Source organism: Enterobacter sp. SENG-6 (genome assembly GCF_001605945.1).
GTDB lineage: Bacteria > Pseudomonadota > Gammaproteobacteria > Enterobacterales > Enterobacteriaceae > Enterobacter > Enterobacter cloacae.
This window is the reverse complement of the sequence record NZ_LOMM01000077.1, coordinates 51572-75547: the sequence shown is the minus strand read 5'-3', so window position 1 is coordinate 75547 and position 23976 is coordinate 51572. Positions and strand designations below refer to the sequence as shown.

Below are 23976 nucleotides of genomic sequence, written 5' to 3'. Positions count from 1 at the left end.
ATCTCCGGGTTAACGCAAGTCGTCTAAAGAAACGCAAAAGGCCGCGGGGATCGCTCCCCGCGGCAGGGTTTTACGCAATTAACAGTTGATGATTGGCCAGCAGCGTCGCCAGATCCGTCTGGACGCCGTTCAGGGTCACCAGCGTGGTAGGCGAGAACTGACCGCCCGTACCGTCGAGGTCAACCTGGATTTCGGTATTGCTGCCGTTTTGCACCACGCGGATGTAATCGGTGATGTTCCCCGCGCTGCTGTCCAGCGTTGCCACCCCGTTCACGTAGCTCGCCGAGCCCGTGCCGGTATAACCGCTGTCGGAGAGCAGATCGCGCAGGTCGATACGGTCCGTATCCGCCGTGCCTTCCCAGGTGCCGACGGTAAAGCCGTTCACCACATCGTGACCGTTACCGCCCGTGGCATCCGACGCGTTGATGAGCTTATAGAGCAACGTGTCGTGGCCGCCGCTGCCGATATTGAAGGTGTCGTTTCCGCCCCGGCCTTCGAACTGGTTATCACCGCTGTTGCCGGTGATGACATCGTCGAAGTCCGAGCCGTTGATCCCTTCAATGTTCAACAACCGCGTGGTGCCAAACCCGGTGTCCTGCGCCGTGGAGAGGCGTAAATCAACGGTAATGCCGGACGTTGCGTTACGGTAATCCACCACGTCCATTCCACCGGTGTTGCTCCAGGTGTCATAGTCGGAATGGGTATTCCAGCCGCCGGAACCGTTATAGGTATAGGTGCCATCCTCTGCGATAAAGGTGTCGTTATACCCGGTGCCGGTAATCGTTCCGCTGTGGCCGCCGGTGGCCGCTTCGGCAGTGAGCACGTAGCCCTCCTTACCGTTTCCCGCCTCCAGGCCGCTCCAGGTGACGTTATCCGACACGCCGTTAGTGATCTTGACGATCTCGGCCGAGTAGGTCTCATTCGGATCCAGCCCGTAGAAACTCACCAGCGCAGAGGTATCGTTCGAGCCGATACCGGACTGGGCGTTGATGATCTGCGAGGCCACCAGCACACCCGCGGCGTTATACAGATTGACCGTGTTGCCGTAGTAAGCGTTGATACCCTCACTGTCGACAATGTGCAGGTGCATCGCGGTGCCGTCGGCAATGGTTTTGCTGTTTTGCACCAGCACCACCTTGCCGTTTTGCTGCGACACCAGCAGATCCTGTGCGCCGTCCCAGTTGTAATCCACCGCAGCCACGCCGGTGACGTTGGCAAGCCCAGACGCCAGCTGGCTCGAGGTCCAGGTGGAACCGTAACCGTTGTTGGTGAACAGGGTCGCGGTTTGTGACGCGCCGTAGGTGCTGAGCTTGATGATGTCCATCTGCCCGTCACCGTTCCAGTCCACCGCCACCGACAGATACCCCGCCGTGGCGTTAGAGGCTTCTACCGCGCTCTTGGTCGTGGACAGCTGTCCTGCACCGTTGTTGTAGTAGATCACCCCGCCGGTGTTGTTGTAGCTGCTGCCCAGGTACAGATCCATGTAGCCATCGCCGTTGAAGTCCGCCCACGTCATGGAGGCTGCCGTGGTGGTATTCGCCGCGTTAACCACAAACACGTTGGTCAGGTTCTGGCCGATGGAGAGCGTGCCGTTGCCGTTGTTGTTCATCACGGTTAACGAGTACGCGCCGCTGCGGTTGGTGTGCTGCACAATGTCTACGGTGCCGTCGTTGTTCAGGTCGACGCCGGAGATTTCACGCATGGTGGTGAATTGTCCCCAGAAGCCTGCCCCGCCGTTGGTACCGTCTGGTGTCAGCACGCCATTGTTGTTAATCAGATAGGTTATGGAGTCCGCACCCGCATCGCCGTATGCCAGATCCAGATAACCATCCCCGTTTTTGTCGTACGCCACCACGCCGCCGTACCAGATGGTGGTCCCCATCGCCAGCTGGCTGGCGTTATAGGTACTGCCATCGTAGGTCCACATCACCTGCGTAGAACCCGCGTAGGTGTTCTCCGTCGCAAAGATATCCTGCGTGCCGTTACGGTCAAAGTCGGCGGCGGTCTGGCTCACCACGTAATAGCCACGGGTGTTGCTCAGCGTATTGCCGGCATAGGTCGAGCTATCGCTGCTGGAGTAAGACTGGCCGTTAGCAATGATATTCCACAGGCCGCTGCTGTTCGTGCCGACGGTCATGGTCGAGTTATTCAGGTTACCCGCCGTGGTCGCCCAGTCGGTATTCACGGTGGTGGTATCAATCACCAGGCTGCCGTTGGCAATACCGGTGGTATTACCGTTGCCCGCACTGCTCTTCACCTGAGCGGTGACGTTATAGCTCGCCACGCCCAGCGCATCGCTGTCCGGAATCTGCAGATACCAGGTGTTGTGATCCGGGTCGACCACGACCGCACCGCCGGTCTGGGAGGTGTAGGTTTTCCCGTTCACCGTCACCACCAGATATTCACCGTTCACCAGGTCTGCGGATACCGTACCGCTGACAATCGGCGTGGTATCGGAGGTGGTCTGGGCGGTAATTGCCGTCGTGGTGGTCGGTACGCTGGTATCGACGTTCAGCACAAACCCGTCCGATTCCGTGTAGTTACCGGCTTTGTCGGTGACGCGCACAATGTAGGTGTGGTTGCCATCGCTCAGGCCGTTGTCCTGGAAGGACCAGCTGGCGCTGCCGTTCATGGTTACCTGACCAAGCAGAATGCCGTCGCGATAGAGCTGCACAATTTCGCCGTCGTCCGGGGCGCGGTTCAGCGTGCCGTTGATCAGCGGTGAGGTATCATCCGTCGCCACCGACGCACCGTAAGTGCCCTGACGCTCGCCTTCACCGTCGGTGTAGCTCACCACGGTACCCACGGTGGTTGGCGGCGTAGTATCGACCGTCACCACCTGCGACGCGGTGGAGCCTACGTTACCCGCCTGGTCGATAATCCGCACCTGGTAGGTGTAGTTCCCGTCATCCAGATCGCGGGTATCGGTGTAGCTCCAGCGCTGGTTGGTGACCGTGGTGTCAACCCACGTATTTCCGCCGTCCAGACTGATCTGCACGCGCTCGTCGCCTGCCAGCGCGCTACCGAGCGAACCGTTAATGGTCAGCGTGGTGTCCATGGTGATGAAATCACTGCCGGACTGTCCGGTATCGTCGCTGATGCTGTCGATAGTGACGCCGTACTGCGGCGCCTGCGTATCCACCGTTACCACCTGCGACGTGGTAGCCCCGACGTTCCCCGCCTGGTCGACAACACGTACCTGGTAACTGTAGCTATCGTCGGTCAGCGTGCGCGTGTCGTTATAGCTCCACTGCGTGCCGCTCACGGTGGCGTAGACCCAGGTGGTGCCGCCATCCATGCTCACCTGAACGTACTCACCCGCCCCCAGTTCAGCACCGAGCGTGCCGTGCAGGGTGTAGGATGTCGAGCTGGTCAGGAAGTCGTTATTGTCGAAGCCGGTATCCACGGTGATGTTATCCACGCTCACCGTGATCGCCGCATCCGGGGCCACCGTGTCAACGGTGACCTGCTGATGGGCGCTGGCACCCACGTTACCTGCGGCATCCACCACGCGAACGTAGTAGTCGTAGGTCTGGTTAGCCAACGTGCGGCCATCCACGTAGTACCAGTTGTTGCCAGTGACAATCACGTTCTGCCAGGTCACGCCGCCGTCAATACTGATCTGGGCATATTCCCCGTCGGCCAGCGTCGCGCCGAGCGAGCCGTGCAGCGTCAGCGAGGTATCGCTGGTGATAAAGTCGCTGCTGCTCAGGCCGGTGTCATCGCTGATGCTGTCGATGGCGATCGTTTTGCTGGCGTCCGGCACAACGGTATCGATGGTCACTACCTGGCTTACGGTAGCGCTGATATTCCCCGCATCATCAATGACGCGCAGCTGGTAGTTGTAATCCCCGTCGGCCAGCGTACGGCCATCCACATAGGTCCAGTTCAAACCGCTGACGCTAACATCGGTCCAGTTCTGGCCGCCGTCGAGGCTGATCTGGACGTGGTCACCGCTGCCCAGCGCCGCGCCCAGCGTCCCTTTCAGGCTGATCTGCGTATCGCTGGTAATAAAGTCGCTGTCGGACAGACCGGTATCCTGGGAGATGGAGTCAACCGTAATGCTCGTTGCCACAGGCGCGGTCAGATCAATCACCACGTCCTGGCTGTCCGTTGCCCCCACGTTGCCCGCGTTATCGATCACCCGCACCTGGTACTGGTACGTATCGTCCGTCAGAGTGCGGCTATCGGTGTAGCGCCAGGTCGTACCGGTGACGCTCAGATCAATCCACGTAGCCCCGCCGTCCAGGCTGATCTGCGCCTTCTCGTTGTTGCCGAGCTGCGCGGTCAGGGAACCGTTGAGGATAATCTGGCTGTCATTGGTGATGAAATCACTCGCGCTTAGACCGGTGTCGTTTTGCAGGGAATCAATGCTGATCCCCATCGACGGCGCAGTCAGATCCACGGTAACGGTGTGGTTGTCGCTGGCACTGTTGCCGATGGTGTTGCTCACCTGCGCGTTAATGACATACGCGCCGCCGTCTGCCAGCGCGGAAACATCTGCGCTGCCGAGCGTATAGCTCCAGCTGCCGTCATTCTGCACGGTCGTCGTATAGGACTTGCCGTTCAGGGTCACCGTCACCGTCTGGCCCGCTGGCGCGTCGGTAGTACCGCTGATCACCAGCGGCGTACCGTGTTCGGCGGCGCTGACGATGTCGTCCTGGGCAAAGGTGTTAATAACGATCGTCGGTACATCGCCGTTCAGCGTCACGTCGTGCGTGGTGCTGCCCGGGTTGCCCGCCTTATCGCTCACCGAGGCGGTAATGGTGTAATCCCCGTCGCTCAGGCCAAGGAAATCACGGCCCGGCACAAAGACCGACCACGTACCGTCTGCCGCGACGGTCGCCTGATAGCTGTGGCCGTTAAAGGAGACGGTCACTGTCTGGCCCTGTTCCGCCGTGGTGGTGCCGCTGATGGTCTGGCCGGCCAGCTGCTCGGCGTTGTTGACAATATCGTCATCGGCCACGGTGCTGATGGTGACGGTCGGCGCAACGGTGTCCACCGTTAAGGTGTGCGTGGTCTGGCCGTTATTACCGGCGTTGTCATTGACCGACGCGGTCACCGTCAGCGCGCCCTGGCCGAGTGCAGCCAGGTCAGTAGCCGGAACATCCAGCGTCCAGGTGCCGTCATTCGCCACGGTGGCAGTGTAGGTTTTGCCGCCCAGGGTCACGGTGACGGTCTGGCCCGCCTCTGCACTGGAGGAGCCGTGCACGGTCAGCGGCTGCTGCGCTTCCGCTGCGTTCAGCACGTCATCGCCCGACAGCGTTGCAATGCTCACCACCGGCGCAGTGGTGTCCACGCTGATGCTGTGCGTTGCCGAAGCGCTGTTGCCCGCGCTGTCCTGCGCAGAAACCGCTACCTGATAGTTCGCGCCATCGGCCAGCGCCCCCACATCGGCTGCCGGTACGGTGGTGCTCCAGCTGCCGTCGCTCTGAATGGTGGCCGTATAGCTCTTGCCGTTCAGGGTCACGGTCACCACCGTGCCGCTGGCAAACTGAGCACTGGAGCCGTTAATCACCAGAGACGTAGTGGCTTCTGCTGCGTTGATCACGTCATCGCCGCTGAGAGTATTTACCGTCAGCGCCACGGAGGCGGTATTGACCACCACGTCGTGGGTCTGGGTGCTGCTGTTGCCCGCGCTGTCGGTGATGGTTGCGCTGAGGGTCACGGTGCCGTCATTGAGCGCAGAAATCACGCTCGCCGGTACGCCTACGCTCCAGTTACCGCTGGCATCAACGGTGGTGGTGTACTGGTTCGAGCCTAAGGTGATGACGACCTTATCGCCCACGTTCGCGCCGGTGGACGTGCCGCTGACGATCTGCGCCTGCGCATGTTCCACGCTGTTGATGACGTCATCGCCCGCCACCACGTTAAAGCTGACGGTCGGCGGTGTGGTATCCAGCGTAATCGCCTTGCTCGCGCTGCCCGGGTTACCCGCCGTATCGCTGACGCTCACCTGCACCGTATAGCCATTATCAGCCAGTGCGGACAGATCGGCGGGAGGTACGTTGACGCTCCAGGTGCCATCCGGTTGTACCTGGGCGGTATAGCTGTTGCCGCCCAGCGTCACGGTAACCGTCTGCCCGGCTTCTGCCGTGGTCGTGCCGGAGACAGTCACACCAGCGGATGCTTCGCTGCCGTTAATAACGTTATCGCCAGCAACCGTATCAATGGTGACGCCTGGCGCGGTGGCATCTACGCTGTACTCACGCCCTGCGGACGCGCTGTTGCCGTGCGCGTTGGTGACGCTCACCTGCACGCTGGCATCGCCGTCTTTCAGGCCCGCGAGATCCGCGGACGGTACGGTGGCGGCCCAGTTGCCGTCTGCATCGACGGTGGCGGTATAAGACTTGCCGCCAAAGGTGACGGTAACGGTCTGGTTTTCTTCCACGTTGCTGGTGCTACCGGAGAGCACCAGATCCGCACCTTTCTCCGCCGCGTTAATCACGTCGTCGGTGGCGATGGTGTCAATGCTGATGGCGACCGCGGTCAGATCGACCGTGACGTCATGGCTGATGGTCACCGGGTTGCCTGCTGCGCTCTGGCCTGCAACGGTGACGGTGACCGTACCAGCAGCCAGCGCCCCGACGTCTGCAGCCGGGATCGCCGCGCTCCAGGTACCATCAGCCAGCACGGAAGCCGCATAAGTTTTGCCATTCAGGGTCACGGTGAGCGTTGTGCCCGCCGCCAGCCCGTCGCTGGAGCCGGTGACAATCAGGTTCTGACCATGTTCGATGCTATTGATCACATCGTCGCCCGCCACGGTGTCCACACGCAGACCCGGCAGGTTGGCGTCGATGGTGATATCGCGTTCGCCCGTACCGGTGTTGCCGTGGCCGTTGGTGACGGTCGCTGATACCGTTAAATCGCCGTTGCCCAGCGCGGTCAGGACCGACTCCGGCACGCTCACGGACCAGCTCAGATCGCTCTGCACCGTCGCGGTGTAGCTGTTGCCGCCAATCATCACGGTTACCGTATTGCCCGCTTCGGCATTCGCCACGGTACCGCTGATGGTCTGGCCCGCCGCCACTTCCGCCGCGTTAATCACGTTGTCGCCCGCCACGGTGTTAATGGTGACGGTCGGCAGCGCGGTGTCGACCAGCACGTTCGCACTGTTGCTTACGCTGTTGCCCACGCCGTTGGTGGCGGTCGCGTTCAGGGTGTAGTTCGCCTGACCCAGACCGGCCAGATCGGCGGCCGGAACCGTCAGGCTCCAGGTACCGTCTGCCGCCGTGGTGGCCGTGTAGTTTTTACCGTTCAGGGTCACGGTCACCACGGTGCCTTCTGCCAGGTTGGCGCTGGTGCCGCTGACGTTCAGATCCTGGCCTTTCTCCACCGCGTTCAGGACGTTGTCATCGCTGATGGCGTTGAAATTAACCGAAGGCAGACCGGTGTCCACAGACACGCTATGGGTGCCGGTGCCGGTATTGCCCGCCGCGTCAGTGACTGACGCTGTCACGGTCACGCTGCCGTCGCTGAGGCCGGAAATGACGCTGGCCGGTACGCCCACGCTCCAGTTACCCGCCGCGTCCAGCACGGTGGTGTAGCTCTGGCCGCCAATCGTTACTGTGACCTTATCGCCCGCCGCCGCGCCGGTGGCAATGCCGCTGATGATTTGTGCCTGTCCGTGTTCTGCGATGTTAATGACGTCATCGCCCGCGATGGTGCTAATGGTCACCTGAGGCACGGTCATGTCCACCGTCAGATTGTGATCAACCGACGCCGGGTTACCCGCCTTGTCGCTGACCGATGCGGTGACGGTCACGCTGCCGTCGCTGAGCGCCGCCAGATCCGCCGCCGGGACGTTCAGCGTCCAGTGACCGTCTGAACCGACCGTTGCGGTGTAGTCCTTGCCGTTCAGGCTCACGGTCACCGTCTGGCCCGCTTCCGCGGTGCTGGTACCGGAGACGGTCAGGTCGGCCTGTGCTTCTGCCGCATTAAGAATGTCGTCCGTCGCCAGGGTGTTGATGGTCACGGACGGCGCGGTGGCATCCACGCTGTACTCACGCCCTGCGGACGCGCTGTTTCCATTGACGTTGGTAACGCTCACCTGCACGCTGGCGTCGCCGTCTTTCAGACCGGCAAGATCCGCCGCTGGCACGGTAGCGGTCCAGTTGCCATCGGCATCGACCTGCGCAGTATAGATTTTACCGCCCATGCTCAGGGTGACGGTCTGCCCGGCTTCCACGTTGGTGGTGGCACCAGAGAGCACCAGATCCAGGCCCTTCTCCGCCGCGTTAATCACGTCGTCGGTGGCAATGGCATTGATGCTGATGGCCACCGTTGCCAGATCCACGGTGACATCATGGCTGATGGTAATTGGGTTACCCGCCGTGCTGTCGCCGGTGACGCTGATCTTCACGGTGCCTTCCGGCCACGTGCTCACGTCCGCCGCCGGAACCGCCGCGTTCCAGGTGCCGTCCGCCAGCACCGTTGCGAAATAGTCTTTCCCGTTGACGGTCACGGTCAGTGCGGTGCCTGGGGTCAGCCCGTCGCTGGAGCCGGTGATAATCAGATTCTGGTTGTGCTCAATGGTGTTGATCACATCATCGCCCGCCACGGTGTCCACACGCAGGCCCGGCAGGTTCGCGTCGATGGCGATGTCACGCGTACCCTCACCGGTGTTGCCGTGGCCGTTGGTGACGGTCGCGCTCACGCTCAGACTGCCGTTGCCGAGCGCGGTCAGAACGTCGGATGGCACGCTTACGGACCAGCTCAGATCGCTCTGCACCGTCGCGGTGTAGCTGTTGCCACCAATCGTCACCGTTACGGTGTTGCCCGCTTCGGCATTCGCCACGCTGCCGCTGATGGTCTGGCCCGCCGCCACTTCCGCCGCGTTAATCACGTTGTCGCCCGCCACGGTGTTGATGATGACGGTTGGCAGCGCGGTGTCGACCAGCAGGTTCGCCGTATTGCTTACGCTGTTGCCCACGCCGTTGGTGGCGGTCGCGTTCAGGGTGTAGTTCGCCTGACCCAGACCCGCCAGATCGGCGGCCGGAACCGTCAGGCTCCAGGTACCGTCTGCCGCCGTGGTGGCCGTGTAGTTTTTACCGTTCAGGGTCACGGTCACCACGGTGCCTTCTGCCAGGTTGGCGCTGGTGCCGCTGACGTTCAGATCCTGGCCTTTCTCCACCGCGTTCAGGACGTTGTCATCGCTGATGGCGTTGAAATTAACCGATGGCAGACCGGTATCCACGGTCACACTATGGGTGCCGGTGCCGGTATTGCCCGCCGCGTCAGTGACTGACGCAGTCACCGTCACGCTGCCGTCGCTGAGGCCGGAAATGACGCTGGCCGGGACCCCGACGCTCCAGTTGCCCGCCGCGTCCAGCACGGTGGTGTAGCTCTGGCCGCCAATCGTTACGGTGACCTTATCGCCCGCCACCGCGCCGGTGGCAATGCCGCTGATGATTTGTGCCTGGCCGTGTTCAGCGATGTTAATGACGTCATCGCCCGCGATGGTGCTGATGGTCACCATCGGAACTGTCACGTCCACCGTCAGATTATGATCAACCGACGCCGGGTTACCCGCCTTGTCGCTGACCGATGCGGTAACGGTCACGCTGCCGTCAGCTAAACCTGCCAAATCCGCCGCCGGGACGTTCAGCGTCCAGTTACCGTCTGAACCGACCGTTGCGGTGTAGTCCTTGCCGTTCAGGCTCACGGTCACCGTCTGGCCCGCTTCCGCGGTACTGGTACCGGAGACGATCAGGTCGGCCTGTGCTTCTGCGGCATTAAGAATGTCGTCCGTCGCGAGGGTGTTGATGGTCACGGATGGCGCGGTGGCGTCCACGCTGTACTCGCGACCTGCGGACGCGCTGTTGCCATTGACGTTGGTAACGCTCACCTGCACGCTGGCATCGCCGTCTTTCAGACCGGCAAGATCCGCCGCTGGCACGGTGGCGGTCCATTTACCGTCTGTCCCGACGGTGGCAGTGTAGCTCTTGCCGCCGAAGGTAATCGTGACGGTCTGGTTCGCTTCCACGTTCGAGGTGCTGCCGGAGAGCACCAGATCCGCGCCCTTCTCGGCCGCATTAATCACGTCGTCGTTGGCAATGGCGTCAATGCTGATGGCGACGCTTGCCAGATCCACCGTAACATCGTGGCTGATGGAGACCGGGTTACCCGCGCTGCTCTGACCTTCAACGGTCACAGTGACCGTCCCTGCAGCCAGCGCCCCGACGTCCGCCGCCGGAACCGCTGCGCTCCAGGAGCCGTCGGCCAGCACCGTCGCCGGGTAGGTTTTGCCGTTCACGGTGACGGTTAATCCCGTACCCGGCGTCAGACCGTCGCTGGAGCCGGTGATAATCAGGTTCTGCCCGTGCTCGATGGTGTTGATCACATCATCGCCCGCCACGGTGTCCACACGCAGGCCCGGCAGATTGGCGTCGATGGCAATATCGCGCTCAGCGGAGCCGCTGTTGCCCACATTGTTGGTCACGCTGGCGCTCACCGTCAGTTCGCCGTTGCCCAGCGCCGTCAGATCGGATTCCGGTACGTTGACAGACCAGGTGAGATCGCTCTGCACCGTGGCCGTGTACGTGTTGCCACCTAACGTCACGGTCACGGTATTGCCCGCTTCGGCATTCACCACGGTACCGCTGATGGTCTGCCCGGTTGCCAGCTCCGCCGCGTTAATGACGTCGTCACCCGCGACGGTATTGATGATGACCCCCGGCAGTACAGACTCCACGTTCACGGTGTGCGAGGTACTGGCACTGTTGCCAACGCTGTCCGTGGCTGACGCGGTGACGCTGTAAAGCGCTTCACCCAGTTGCCCCACCTCGCTCGCCGGAACGGTGGTGCTCCAGAGACCGTTATCATCCACCGTCGCGCTATACGCTTTGCCGTTGAGCATCACGGTAACAACCGCACCTGCCGTCAGGCCGGTGGCCGTACCGGTAATGGTCAGATCCTGCGTTTTCTCGGTGCTGTTGATCACATCATCACCGGACACGGTATCGATGGTCAGCACCGGGGCGGTCAGGTTCACCTCCACGTCATGGGTCGCGCTATTGCTGTTACCGGCTTTATCGGTCAACGCGGCGGTGATGGTGTAATCGCCCGCGGTCAGCGCACTGACGTCCGCCGCAGGTACCCCCACGCTCCAGTTGCCTGAGGCATCCACGGTGGCGGTATACGATTTGTTGTTAATGGTGACGGTAACCACATCGCCCGCTTCGGCGCCGGTCACGGAACCGGTCACCATCAGGGCCTGCGCATGCTCGGCGCTGTTGATCACGTCGTCGTCGGACACTGTGTTAATGGTCAACTGCGGAACCGTGATATCCACCAGCACGTCGCGATCCGCAGAGGCCGGGTTGCCCGCTTTATCGGAGACGGCGGCACTGATGGTGTAGTTGCCGTCCACCATGCTGCCCAGGTCCGCAGACGGCACGGTGACGCTCCAGCTGCCGTTGGCCTGTACGGTGGTGGTGTAATCCACGCCGTTCAGGGTCACGGTAACGGTCTGGCCCGCTTCGGCGTTGGTCACGCCGTTGATGTCCAGATCCTGCTGCGCTTCAAGCGCGTTGATGATGTTGTTATCGCTGACAATCTCAATAGAAACCGTTGGCGCGGTAGCATCCACGCTGTATTCGCGGCCTGCCGACGCGCTGTTGCCATTGACGTTGGTGACGCTCACCTGCACGCTGGCGTCGCCATCTTTCAGGCTACCCAAATCAGCCGATGGCACGGTGGCCGTCCAGTTGCCGCTGGCATCTACGGTGGCGGTGTAAGACTTACCGCCGAAGGTGATGTAAACCGTCTGGTTTTCCTCCACGTTAGTGGTGGAGCCGGACAGCACCAGATCCGCCCCTTTTTCTGCCGCATTGATCACGTCGTCGGTGGCAATGGCGTCAATGCTGATAGCCACGGTCGCCAGATCCACGGTCACGTCATGGCTGATAGTCACCGGGTTACCGGCGCTGCTCTGGCCGTCAACGGTCACGGTGACCGTGCCCGCATTCAGCGCGCTGACGTCTGCGGCAGGGATCGCTGCCGTCCAGGTGCCGTCTGCCAGCACCGTGGCCGCGTAGGTTTTACCGTTGGCGGTGACCGTCAACGCCGAGCCAGCGCTCAGCCCCTCGCTGGTACCGGTGATAATCAGGTTCTGCCCGTGCTCGATGCTGTTAATCACATCGTCGCCCGCCACGGTGTCCACACGCAGGCCCGGCAGGTTGGCATCAATGGTGATGTCACGCTCGCCATAACCGGTGTTGCCGTGGCCGTTGGTGACGCTGGCCGTCACGGTCAGGTCCCCGTTGCCGATGGCGGTTAACACGTCAGACGGCACATTCACCGACCAGCTTAAATCGTCCTGAACGGTTGTCGTATAGTTGTTGCCGCCAATGGAAAACGTGACAGTGTCACCGCTCGCGGCACCGCTCACTTTCCCGCTCAGCGTCTGGCCAGACGCCACTTCCGCAGCGTTGATGACGTCGTCGGTGGCAACCGCATTAATGGTGACAACCGGCAGCGCGCTGTCCACCAGCACGTTATGGCTTGCGCTCGCGCTGTTGCCTGCCGTATCGGTCACGCTCGCCGTCACGGTGTAGCTGGCTTCACCCAGCGCCGAGACGTTGGCTGCCGGAACGGTCACGCTCCAGTTGCCGCTGGTGTCGGTGGTGGCGGTATAACTGATACCGTTCAGGGTTACGGTGATGGCGGTGCCGTCCGGCTGATTGCTAGTGCCGGAGAGCAGCAGATCGTCGCCCTTTTCGGTCGCGTTAATCACGTCATCGCCCGCAAGGGTGTTGATGGCGATAACCGGTGCGGTCAGGGAGACCGTAACGTCATGCGTGGCGGTGGTGCTGTTGCCCGCTTTATCGGTGAGGGTTGCCGAGAGGGTCTGATCGCCGCTTACCAGCGCGCCGACGTCCGTGGCCGGAATGCCGGTGCTCCAGTTCCCGGAGGCGTCCAGCATGGCGGTGTAGTCTTTGCCATTGAGGGTGACGGTAATCACGTCTCCCGCCTGGGCACCCGTGACCTTACCGGAGACGATCAGCGCCTGACCGTGTTCGGCGATATTCAGGATGTCATCACCCGCCACAACGTCAAACACGATCTGCGGCACGGTGGTATCCACCAGCACGGCCGCATCGGTGCTCGCCGGGTTGCCGGCTTTATCAGAAACGGATGCCGTGACCGTGGCATTACCGTCGGCGATGCCCGCCAGATCGGCCGCCGGGACGTCGAGCGTCCAGCTGCCATCTGCCTGCACCTGCGCGGTATAGGTGTTGCCATTGAAGGCCACGGTCACCGTCTGGCCCGCTTCGGCGGTGGAGGTACCGCTGAGGGTCAGGTCCTGCGCCGCCTCTGCCGCATTCAGGATGTTGTCACCGCTGATGGTATTGAGGGTGACCGTCGGCGCGGTGGTATCCACGCTGTACTCGCGCCCCGCCGATGCGCTGTTGCCGTTAACGTTGGTCACGCTCACCTGCACGCTGGCATCGCCGTCCTTCAGGCTGCTCAGATCCGCTGCCGGAACGGTGGTGGTCCAGTCGCCGTTGGCGTCTACCGTCGCCGTATACGTTTTCCCGCCCAGGGTAACGGTCACGGTCTGTCCCGCCTCAACGTTGGCCGAGGTGCCGCTGAGCACCAGGTCTTCGCCTTTTTCCGCCGCGTTCAGCACGTTGTCAGCGGTCACGCTGTTAATGCTAATGGCGACCGGGCTGAGATCCACATCAACGACGGTGCCAATCGTGACCGGGTTGCCGGAGGTGTCCTGCGCGCTGGCGCTGATGGCCAGTGAACCGTCAGCCCACTGGGAGACGTCCGCCGCAGGCACGACCGCCTGCCAGGTGCCGTCTGCCAGTACCGAGGCGGAATAATCCTTGCCGTTAATGGTGACGGTAACGGTGCTGCCTGCCGCCAGATCGGTGCTGGTGCCCGACACAATCAGGTTCTGACCGTGCTCGATGATATTGATGACGTCATCGCCTGCGACCGTATCAATACGCAGGCCCGGCAGCTGGGCGTCGATGGTGAAGTCCAGTGAGGAAGAGCCGGTGTTGCCGTGCACGTTGGTGACGCTGGCCGATACGGTCAGTTCGCCGTTGCCAAGCGCGGTTAACTGGCTCTGGGGTAACGGCAGGCTCCAGGTGAGATCGTCCTGAACCGTGGTGGTGTAGGTCTGGCCGCCGAGCATAATGGTGACAGTGTCACCTGAAGCAGCATTAGTAACCTTACCGGTCAACGTCTGCCCCGCGGCCACTTCCGCCGCGTTAACGATGTTATCGCCCGCCAGCGCGTTGATGGTCACAACCGGCAGCGAGCTGTCCACCAGCACATCGTGTGTGGTTGAGGCGCTGTTGCCCACGCTGTCGGTGACGCTGGCGGTCACGGTGTAATGTGCCTCGCCCAGCGCGCTGACCGCAGAGGCAGGTACGGTGACGCTCCAGCTGCCGCTGGCGTCGGTGGTCGCGGTGTAGGTGATGCCGTTAAGGCTAACGGCAATCGTCGTTCCTTCCGGCTGGTTGCTGGTTCCGGAAAGCAGCAGATCCTCGCCTTTCTCAGTCGCATTGATCACATCATCCGCCGCCAGGGTATTGATAGCGATTTCCGGCGTCACGGTGTTGACCACTACGTCTACTGCGCTGCTACCGGTATTACCGGAGCGATCGGTCACCGAGACGTTAACGGTCCAGGTCCCGTCTGTCAGACCCTGTACAACGGAGGCTGGCAGGCCGAGGCTCCAGTTCCCCGCCGCATCCACCACGGTGGTGTACTCCACGTTATTCAGGGTGATGGTCACCAGGTCACCCGCTGCCGCACCGGTGACCGACCCGCTCAGGATCTGCGCCTGTGAATGTGCGAGCTGGTTAACGGTATTGGTGTCGGTGACAAAATCGTTAATGGTTACCTGCGGGACGGTCGCATCCACCAGCCCAACGCGATCTTCGCTGCTGCTGTTGCCTGCCACGTCACTCACGGTTGCCGTTACCGTGACGGTGCCGTCAGTCAGAGCGCCGACATCCGCAGCCGGTACGTTCACCGTCCAGGTCCCGTCACTCTGGACCGTGGTCTGATAGTGCTTGCCGTTCAGCGTAACGGTAACCGTCTGTCCCGCCTCAGCATTGCTGCTGCCGCTTAAGATCAGATCCTGCTGCGCTTCGGCCGCATTAATGATGTTGTCGTCGGTCAGGTTATCGATCGTAATGGACGGCGGTAAGGTATCCACGGTCACCACGCGCGACGCGTCGGCGCTGTTGCCGCTGACGTTCGTCACGCTGACGCTGACCTGCGCGCGTCCGTCAATCAGCGTCTCCATGGCGCTGGCCGGCACGGTCAGGCTCCAGGAGCCATCCTGCTGCACCTGCGCGGTAAAGGTCTGGTCGGCGAATTTCACCACCACGGTCTGCCCGGCCTCTACGCCCTGCGTCTGGCCCGACAGCACAAGATCGGCACCTTTTTCAGCCGCATTCAGCATGTCATCGCTGCTGACGGTATCGATGGTCACCGCCACGGCGTTCAGATCCAGCTCGATGGGGTGCTCAGCTGAAACGGTATTTCCCCAGGCATCTGTCGCGCTGACGTGAACGGTGATATCTCCGGCCGTCCAGCCCTGCAGATCGGACGCCGGGACGCCGATTTGCCAGCTGCCGTTGGCGTTGACCACGGCGGCATACCCGACGCCGTTGATGGTGACGGTGACGTGCGTGCCCGCTGCCAGGTGGGTACTGGAGCCGGTCACGGTCAGATCCTGCTGCTGCTCGATGGCGTTGATCACGTCATCGCCAGAAATGGTATTTACCCGCAGGCCAGGAAGCTCGGCGTTGATGTTGATATCACGCTCGCCGCTGCCGGTGTTGCCGTGGGCGTTGGTGACAGAAGCGGTAAAGGTTAACGCCCCGTCGCCAAAGGCCTTCAGATCGGCTGACGAAATGGTCACGCTCCAGGTCAGATCGCTGCCTACTGTAGCGGTGTAGCTCTTACCGCCCACCGAAACAGAGACCGTGTCGCCCGCCGCCGCGCCGGTGACGCGCCCGCTCAGGGTTTGATCCACCGCCACTTCAGCATTGTTGACCAGGTTGTCACCGGCGAAGGTATTGATAATCACCTGCGGCAGCACGGTATCCACCAGCAGCGTCGCTTCGGCGGAGCCGCTGTTACCGGCGGCATCGGTGCCGCTCACGCTGACGGTGTACAGGGTGTTTGCCAGGTTCAGAACGTCAGACACCGGCACCTGAACTGACCAGATGCCGTTATTAACGGTGGCCTGATAGCTCACGTTATTCAGCGTGACGTTTACCACGCTGCCGTCTGGCAGGTTGCTGGTGCCGCTCAGGCTCAGCGGCTGCATCGCCTCCTGCGCGTTCAGCACGTTATCCTGGCTGATGGCATTCAAGGTGAATTCCGGTGGGTTACCGCTCAGGGTAATGCCGTGGGTGGCGTTACCGGTATTGCCCGCCGCATCGGTCACCGAAACCGCAATGCTGTGGTTACCTTCCCCTAGCGCGCCAATGACTGACGCCGGTACGCCTACGCTCCAGCTGCCATTCGCCTGCACCACGCCGGTAAAGCTCTGGCCGCCAACGGTCACGGTGACCACATCGCCTGCTGCGGCTCCGGTCGCCTGGCCGGAAATAATCTGCGCCTGGCCCTGCTCACTGGTGTTGAGAATATCGTCGCCCGCGACGGTATTGATGGTCACGACCGGGGCGACAGTATCCACGGTGAAATGAGCCTGGGTGGATGACCCGTTCCCGGCTTTATCGCTGACGTTCACCGTCAGGGTGTGTTCGCCATTCGCCAGCGACTGTACCTCGCTGGCTGGCAGCGTGACGGACCAGGTACCGTCGCTGCCCACTGTGGCGGTATGGTTTTTACCGTTCACTGTCACCGTGACAATCTGACCGGCTTCCGCCGTGGTTTTCCCACTCAGCGTCAGCGGCTGATGGTGTTCAGCGGCATTGATAATATTGTCCTGCGCGACAGTATCGACCGTGATGGTCGGTGCCGCAGTATCCACGCCAATCGTCTGACTGCCGTTCACGGTATTGCCCGCCGCGTCCTTGCCGCTGACGTTCACCGTCCAGGTGCCGTCGCCCAGCGCCTGCGCATCCGCCGCAGGCACCTTCACGCTCCATGCGCCGTTTGCACCCACCTCAGCCGTATAGGATTTGCCGTTCAGCGTAACGGTCAGCTCTGTTCCCTGCGCCAGGTTCTTGCTGGCACCAGAAAGCGTAAAGCCTGCGGACTGCTCGCTGGCGTTGATGACGTTATCCCCCGCCGTGGTTGCCAGCGTCACGCTCGCCACGGCAGTATCAACGGTCACGGTGATGCTGCCTGCGGAGGTCGTTTTACTGCCGTCGATCTGCACGACTGACCAGGTATGTTCCCCGTCTGTCTGGGTCGGCAGTTTTACCGTCCAGGTGCCGTCTTTACTGACCATCGCGCTGGCAAGCGTATTGCCGCTGCTGTCTTTGATCTGAATGGTCGCGCCCGGTTGCCCGGTACCGCTAAAGGTTGGCGTGTTATCGTCGGTGATCGCATTTGCACTCAGCACGCCCTGCTTGTCGCCCGCAAGATCGGTGAGCATGAAGGTTGGCGTTGCGCTCTCAACTTCTTTCGTATTATCAATAACTTTTGTTTTTGTTTCGCCGTCGCCACCGTGAGCCAGCAGTGCCCCAATAGCACCGCCGCCTAACGCCGCCCCCGCAATCCAGCCCCATGGCGCATCACTCAATATGCTCTCCTGGGTCAGGAAAGGTTCAATGCTGCTAATCGGTGTGGCTTGCGCGGTTAATTCAGTAACGGCTGCGCCTGACGCTTCCCCGGCATCGGCAAAAGAGATATGTGTTAATTCCTGATTATCGTTAAATACCAGTTCAGACTGGTTATGGGTTTCAGGATCTTCAACGAAATAGTTATTGCAGCGAATAACGCTGCCATCTTTCATATAAATGAGAAGGTCTTTCCCCTGGCGGACGTAACGCACCACGTCCTGTGCAGAACCCTGGATTTCAATCACGCTCGGAGAGGAAATGGAGACCGACAGATTTCCTTCGCCGGTTAATTTCGTTTTCTCCGCTGTCTTGCGAATGATGACATCTACAACTTTTACGTTACTCATATTTCTCTCCTTGCAGGTGCTCGGATTCCTGTGGATATGTCCACCAGATAGATGTAGCTATCCCTGGGAAATTTCACCCATTATTTTCAGATTTATTTCGCGCAGAAAGGCGCGGCTTTTTTCAACTCAAATCGGGTAATTTTGCGGCAGCGTTTTTTTCTACTCCAATAAGCGTCATGAGATTATCAACAGCAGAGGCGTAATTAATTGCCGCGCTCCAGCCATCATATTCGGCCATTATTTTGGCAGACGTGGCCTGCCAGACATCCTGTTCTACGCTGAGCAAATCATTAATGCTCCGCTTGCTCAGGGTGTATTCGTTTTTGTAGACCGCGCGGGCACGTAACGCGTTTTCAAGCTGTAAGCTTCCGGCGGTCATTCTTCCACGCGCGCCGGTCCAGTCTGCCTGCGCGACGGAGGCTTTTTGCAGCACATCAAACCGCGCCTGATCGACCTGAGAGGAGGCCATCGCCCTGGTGCCTTCAGCCTGACGAACGCGTGCCGAAACGGCGCCGCCCTGATACAGCGGTGCATCGATATTGAGCTGGATCTGGTCATCCCAGTAAGCGCGGTTATCCGACTCATAGCGCGTGCGGCCTCCTTTCAGGCTTAACGTTGGCCAGTGCTGAGATTTTGCGGTTTCCACCCCATACTGGGCTGAACGCTCCATATTCTGCGCGGCCATTACCGCCGGTATCAGCGAGTAATCGATCTGGTTGACGGCATTCTGCTCTACGGCAAGCTTCTCAGGGACCGGTGAATAGGCTTCAGCCTGCATGCCCGTCAACACCGCGAGCCTTGCGCGGGCGCTGTTGAGCGCGGCGTTGTACTGCTCAACCGTCGCCTGCATACCGGCGATCCGCGTGCGGGTCTGCAGCTCATCGGAGGTTGAGCTTACGCCGGCATCCGCGCGCAGTTTCGCCAGCTGCTCCACGTTTTTGAGGGCCTGCACATTCTCTTTAGCCGCCTGCAACAGATCGCTATAACGTCTGACCTCCACGTAGCTCAGCGCGGTTTTTTCCGCCACGGCGGTGAGCGTCTCCATCAGCTGATAACGATAGCTATCGCGTCGCGCTGAAGACTGGCTGATGCTGTTATTCGTCTTGCCAAAGTCATAAATGAGCTGCGTAAGGCTTAATCCCCATGCCGCTGAATTTCTCAGTGAACCGCTGGAATCGGTGGTTTGACTATGGCCCGTACTGCCGTTCAGCGATATTTGCGGCATCCATCCGCTACGTGCTTCATCTATTTGCGCCTGACCAATCCCCAATTGTGCCGCCTGCTGGCTGACCGACGGATCGCGATCGATGGCAAAAAGAATACTTTCTTTTAATGTTGTCGTCGGCACCGTGGCAAAACCCAACGCGCCGCTATTGGCATAGGTCGTATTAATGCATGCCGAAATTAACACCAGCACTGCGGATAATCGGACCCACTTATAATTTCGCTCTCTCATCATTTATATCTCCCTGAGTCTGCGAATGGTTTAACCCTTTACCCAAAAAGAGGTATAGATAATCAGAAAAATATTATTAATCCCCCGTACTGAATTTCGGGTAATAGCCCCCCATACCCATTTCCATTGGAGATGAGAGCCGACCTTAGCCTAATATGAATTAAGAATTTACTTACTTCTTAACTGATTCGCAGCATAACAAAATGTGGTATAGGCAACTACACCCACAATGTTAATGTGGTGTTACAATTAAGAAAAATCATGGGGTTTCTGGACAAACTCTTAAAAATAGCCTTTCAAATGAAACTAATAAAGTCATTGTTATTTAAGTGAAATTTAAAAATACCCGGATGTACATTTTTGCGTTAATTTCCACGCGCGTCAGACACAAAGATTTTCAAAGAAATGTCAACTTAAGTAGCTTCGCCCTATTTATTGGCATAAAAAGCCGTTAAAATTCACTTTTGTGGAATTTTGTTGGTTTAAATAGTTTTTTAATAGACCAACAAACCAGTAAAGCGAAGCTAACTGGTTACAAAATCCAAATAGCGAGATAAAACATCGTTATAACATATTGATTACCCTTAGAAACCGTTCACTTATATTTAATCAATAACAGCTCAATTATCACGCAACTGAACTAATGTGTGGTTGCCCTTTTCTCTGCGACAAAATGCTGTATTATGCGAACTATTGCGACATTTTGCAGGATTGCTGCCATGCACAAAACCGCGCGTCAAAAATATGTGCTCGACATTATCAGCGAGCAGGGACAGGCCAGCATCACTGAGCTGGCAGAAAAGCTGCAGGTCTCTGCGGATACCATTCGCCGCGATCTCACGGACCTCGAAAAACAAGGGCTGGCGCAGAAGAACCACGGAGGCGCTATCGCGCTCAATCTGTCGGCCATGAATCGCCAGGGCAGAAATACGCTCCTGCCGGCGACCAAGCAGCGGCTGGGAAAACAGGTGGCACAGCAGGTTCCGCCGGGCTCTACGCTGTTTCTGGATGCGGGCAGTACGGTCATGGCGGTGGCCTCTTTTCTTCAGGGGCCGCTGACGGTGATCACCACCTCGCTGGATATCGCCCACGCTTTTAGCGACCGGGAGGATATCGAACTGATCCTGCTCGGCGGGAAATGGGATCAGAAGCAACGCCTGTTTGCTGGCGGTGCCACCCTCTCCCTGCTTTCTCGGTATCGGGCGGATATCGCCATCCTTGGCGCCTGCGCCCTTCATTCATCACTCGGTCTGAGTGCCGGGACGGAAGCCGATGCAGAAGTCAAACGGGCGATGCTTGCCGCCAGCCAGACGCACTGGATCGTCGCAGACCATCTGAAAGTCAACCGCTGTGAGCCGTATCTGGTGTGCGGGTTAGACGAAATTCATCAACTGTTTTTAGATCGTCCCTGGCCTGAGCTTGGGGACCAGAGCACCGTGCCCGTCACGGTTTGCGCTCATTAACGTGGAGAAGGTCATGAGTAAAATGAAGTCAATCAACATTGCGCTGATCGGGTATGGTTTTGTCGGTAAAACCTTCCATGCCCCGCTCATCCAGTCTGTGGACGGGCTTACGCTGGCGGTGGTTTCCTCCCGTGATGAGGAAAAAGTTAAGCGCGATCTGCCGGATGTGCAGGTGGTTGCTACCCCGGAAGAGGCCATTACGCACCCGGATATTGACCTGGTGGTGATCGCCTCCCCTAACGCCACCCATGCTCCGCTGGCCACGCTGGCCCTGAACGCCGGAAAACACGTGGTGGTGGATAAACCCTTCACGCTCGATATGCAGGAAGCGCGCGATCTTATTGCCCTGGCGGAGGAAAAGCAGCTTCTGCTCTCCGTGTTCCACAACCGCCGCTGGGACAGTGATTTCCTGGGCATTAAGGACGTTATCACACAGGGCACCCTCGGGAAGGTGAAACTGTTTGAGTCGCACATTGACCGCTTCCGCCCGGAAGTGCGCGTGCGCTGGAGAGAACAGAACGTACCGGGAAGCGGGCTGTGGTTTGACCTGGGGCCGCATCTGATCGACCAGACGCTACAGCTCTTTGGTCTGCCTCACTCGGTGCAAGGGAATATCGCGACGCTGCGCGACGGCGCGGAAGTGAACGACTGGGCGCATGTGGTCTTAAACTACCCTGATCATAAGGTTATTTTGCACGCCAGCATGCTGGTCGCCGGGGGTACCGCGCGCTTTACCGTCCATGGGGATAAGGGCAGCGTGGTGAAGGCCCGTATCGATCAGCAGGAAGCCCAGCTGCTGACTGGCATCGTTCCGGGAAGTGAAACCTGGGGTGAGGACAGCGACAGTATGGTCTTCTTTGGGGCTGACGGCGCGCCGCAGACCATTACCACGCCGAAAGGCGATCAGCGCCAGTATTACATTAATGTGCGCGATGCTCTGCTCGGGAAGATTGCCAATCCGGTTCATCCTGTCGAGGCGTTAGCGGTGATGGCGGTACTGGAAGCGGCGGTGAAATCGTCAGAGACCGGGTCAACCCAGGGGCTGGCGTTAACGGCTGAAGAGCGTGCTCTGCTGCAATAAAAAATGGGTTTTGTAGGCCGGGTAAGCGCAGCGCCACCCGGCGAGAAAGGCGGCAAAAGTGTTGAGGGCTATTGCCGCTTTTTCGGCATCATGCGCAGCAGCGTATTATCTTTCCAGAAATAGTGATGCATCAGCGCCGCCGCTGCGTGCAGGCCAATGACAAAATAGCCAAGGTTCGCCAGCGTCTCGTGCCACTCTTTTAGCCCATCAGCCAGATCAAAGTTGGATTCCGCCGCGTGCGGCATGGCGATGCCAAAGGCAAACCAGTCGTTTCCACGGTTATACATCATCACCAGGCCAATCAGCGGCAAAGCAATAAACAGCATATAAATCACCAGATGCCCCAGATGCGAAAGGCCTGTGATCATCGCTTTCGGTTTCGGCTCAATCGGCGGCGCTCGGAACTTCAGGCGCACCAGCAGACGTGTCACCATCAAAACCAGGATAGCGATCCCGCATGAGACGTGGATCATATTGATCAGCGGTCGGTCGGTACGCGGAAAGAAGCCTCTGAACTCCATGGCGCAGTAGGCGACGATAACTAACAGAAACACCAGCCAGTGAATGCCGATTTGCAGGCCTGTATATTTAGTGCGCATGTGATTTTCCGATAAAAAACAGTTACCGCGCCAACATAACGACCTTTCCTTAAAAATTCATTAACTTTTCTGTATGGATTTTCAAATACTTCCCGGGGCATGAAGCATCTTCAATTGCTGCCCCGCCCCTCATGGTCTAAGCCTGGATAAGTTCAAACTGTCGCATCGACACGTTTACAGGAGAAAACCATGAGTAAAATTGGCATTAACGGATTTGGACGCATTGGACGCCTGGTACTTCGTCGCCTTCTTGAAACCCAGGACAGCAACACCGTCGTCGCCATCAACGACCTCACCTCTCCCAAAGTGCTGGCCTATCTGCTCCGGCATGATTCTAACTACGGCGGCTTCCCGTGGAGCGTGGATTTCACCGAAGACGCGCTGATTGTGGACGGTAAAACCATCGCGGTGTACGCCGAGAAAGAGGCCAGACATATCCCGTGGAAAGCCGCTGGGGTGGATATCGTCGTGGAATGCACCGGTTTTTATACGTCGGAAGAAAAATCCAGAGCGCATCTGGATGCTGGCGCCAAAAAAGTCCTGATCTCCGCGCCGGCAGGTGAGATGAAAACCATTGTGTTTAACGTTAACGACGACACCATTGACGCCAGTGATACCATTATCTCTGTCGCCTCCTGCACCACCAACTGCCTCGCCCCGCTGGCAAAAGCCCTGCACGATGCTTTTGAGATTAAAGTGGGCACCATGACCACCATTCACGCCTATACCGGTACCCAGGCGCTGGTGGATGGTCCGCGCGGGAAAGATCTGCGCGCCTCACGCGCGGCGGCGGAGAACATCATTCCCCACACCACGGGTGCCGCCAAAGCGATTGGCCTGGTGATCCCGGCCCTCAGCGGCAAACTGAAAGGTCATGCCCAGCGCGTACCGGTGAAAACCGGCTCGGTAACGGAACTGGTCGCCATTCTGGGCAAAAAGGTCACCGTTGAAGAGGTGAATGCCGCACTGAAAAAAGCGACGCAGGGAAATAAATCCTTTGGCTATACCGATGAAGAGATTGTGTCATCAGATGTGATTGGCTCGCACTTTGGCTCGGTGTTTGACGCCACGCAGACCGAAGTGACCGAGGCGGGCGAACTGCAGCTGGTGAAAGCCGTCGCCTGGTATGACAACGAGTATGGCTTTGTGACGCAGCTGGTGCGCACGCTTGATAAATATGCCGCACTTTAATAACGCTGACGGGTGGTCATACCATCCGTCGCTCTCCCTTACCGCACCGCTTATTATTTATCATCTGTTTTCCAGAATAAAATTATTCACGGAATTTTTGAATCATATCT

The 23976-nt window shown here is 59.3% G+C and carries 6 protein-coding genes; 3 read left to right on the top strand and 3 right to left on the bottom strand.

Features of this window, described 5'->3' with window-relative positions; all coding sequences use genetic code 11:
* Positions 1-70: 70 nt before the first annotated feature.
* Entirely contained in the window at positions 71-18001 is a 17931-nt protein-coding gene (locus AX755_RS22885; RefSeq protein WP_442856042.1) for an Ig-like domain-containing protein, read from the bottom strand.
* Positions 18002-18197: 196 nt separating this feature from the next.
* On the bottom strand, positions 18198-19535 hold the full coding sequence (locus AX755_RS22880; protein WP_062857523.1) for a TolC family outer membrane protein: 1338 nt from the start codon (positions 19533-19535) through the stop codon (positions 18198-18200).
* A gap of 716 nt (positions 19536-20251) precedes the next feature.
* On the opposite strand from AX755_RS22880, the gene AX755_RS22875 reads away from it, so the two are divergent.
* Entirely contained in the window at positions 20252-20995 is a 744-nt protein-coding gene (locus AX755_RS22875; RefSeq protein WP_020688693.1) for a DeoR/GlpR family DNA-binding transcription regulator, read from the top strand.
* A 13-nt stretch (positions 20996-21008) separates the two neighbouring features.
* The gene (locus tag AX755_RS22870; RefSeq protein ID WP_062857522.1) at positions 21009-22076 is read left to right on the top strand and encodes an oxidoreductase; all 1068 of its coding nucleotides are present in this window, start codon (positions 21009-21011) and stop codon (positions 22074-22076) included.
* 68 nt (positions 22077-22144) lie between these two features.
* Here AX755_RS22870 and cybB read toward each other — a convergent pair whose 3' ends face one another.
* A complete protein-coding gene (cybB, locus tag AX755_RS22865; RefSeq protein ID WP_062857521.1) occupies positions 22145-22675 on the bottom strand; it encodes a cytochrome b561 in 531 nt (176 codons plus the stop codon).
* A 189-nt stretch (positions 22676-22864) separates the two neighbouring features.
* Here cybB and gap point away from each other — a divergent pair, with 189 nt between their 5' ends.
* Positions 22865-23866: a type I glyceraldehyde-3-phosphate dehydrogenase gene (gene gap / locus AX755_RS22860; RefSeq protein WP_013096696.1), complete on the top strand. Its 1002-nt coding sequence runs from the start codon at positions 22865-22867 to the stop codon at positions 23864-23866.
* Positions 23867-23976: the final 110 nt, after the last annotated feature.

Bases quoted from the DNA above. Each gene is read 5' to 3' on its own strand.
- AX755_RS22875 (WP_020688693.1), top strand. From the start codon at position 20,252: ATGCACAAAACCGCGCGTCAAAAATATGTGCTCGACATTATCAGCGAG.
- gap (WP_013096696.1), top strand. From the start codon at position 22,865: ATGAGTAAAATTGGCATTAACGGATTTGGACGCATTGGACGCCTGGTA.
- cybB (WP_062857521.1), bottom strand. From the start codon at position 22,675: ATGCGCACTAAATATACAGGCCTGCAAATCGGCATTCACTGGCTGGTG.
- AX755_RS22870 (WP_062857522.1), top strand. From the start codon at position 21,009: ATGAGTAAAATGAAGTCAATCAACATTGCGCTGATCGGGTATGGTTTT.
- AX755_RS22880 (WP_062857523.1), bottom strand. From the start codon at position 19,535: ATGATGAGAGAGCGAAATTATAAGTGGGTCCGATTATCCGCAGTGCTG.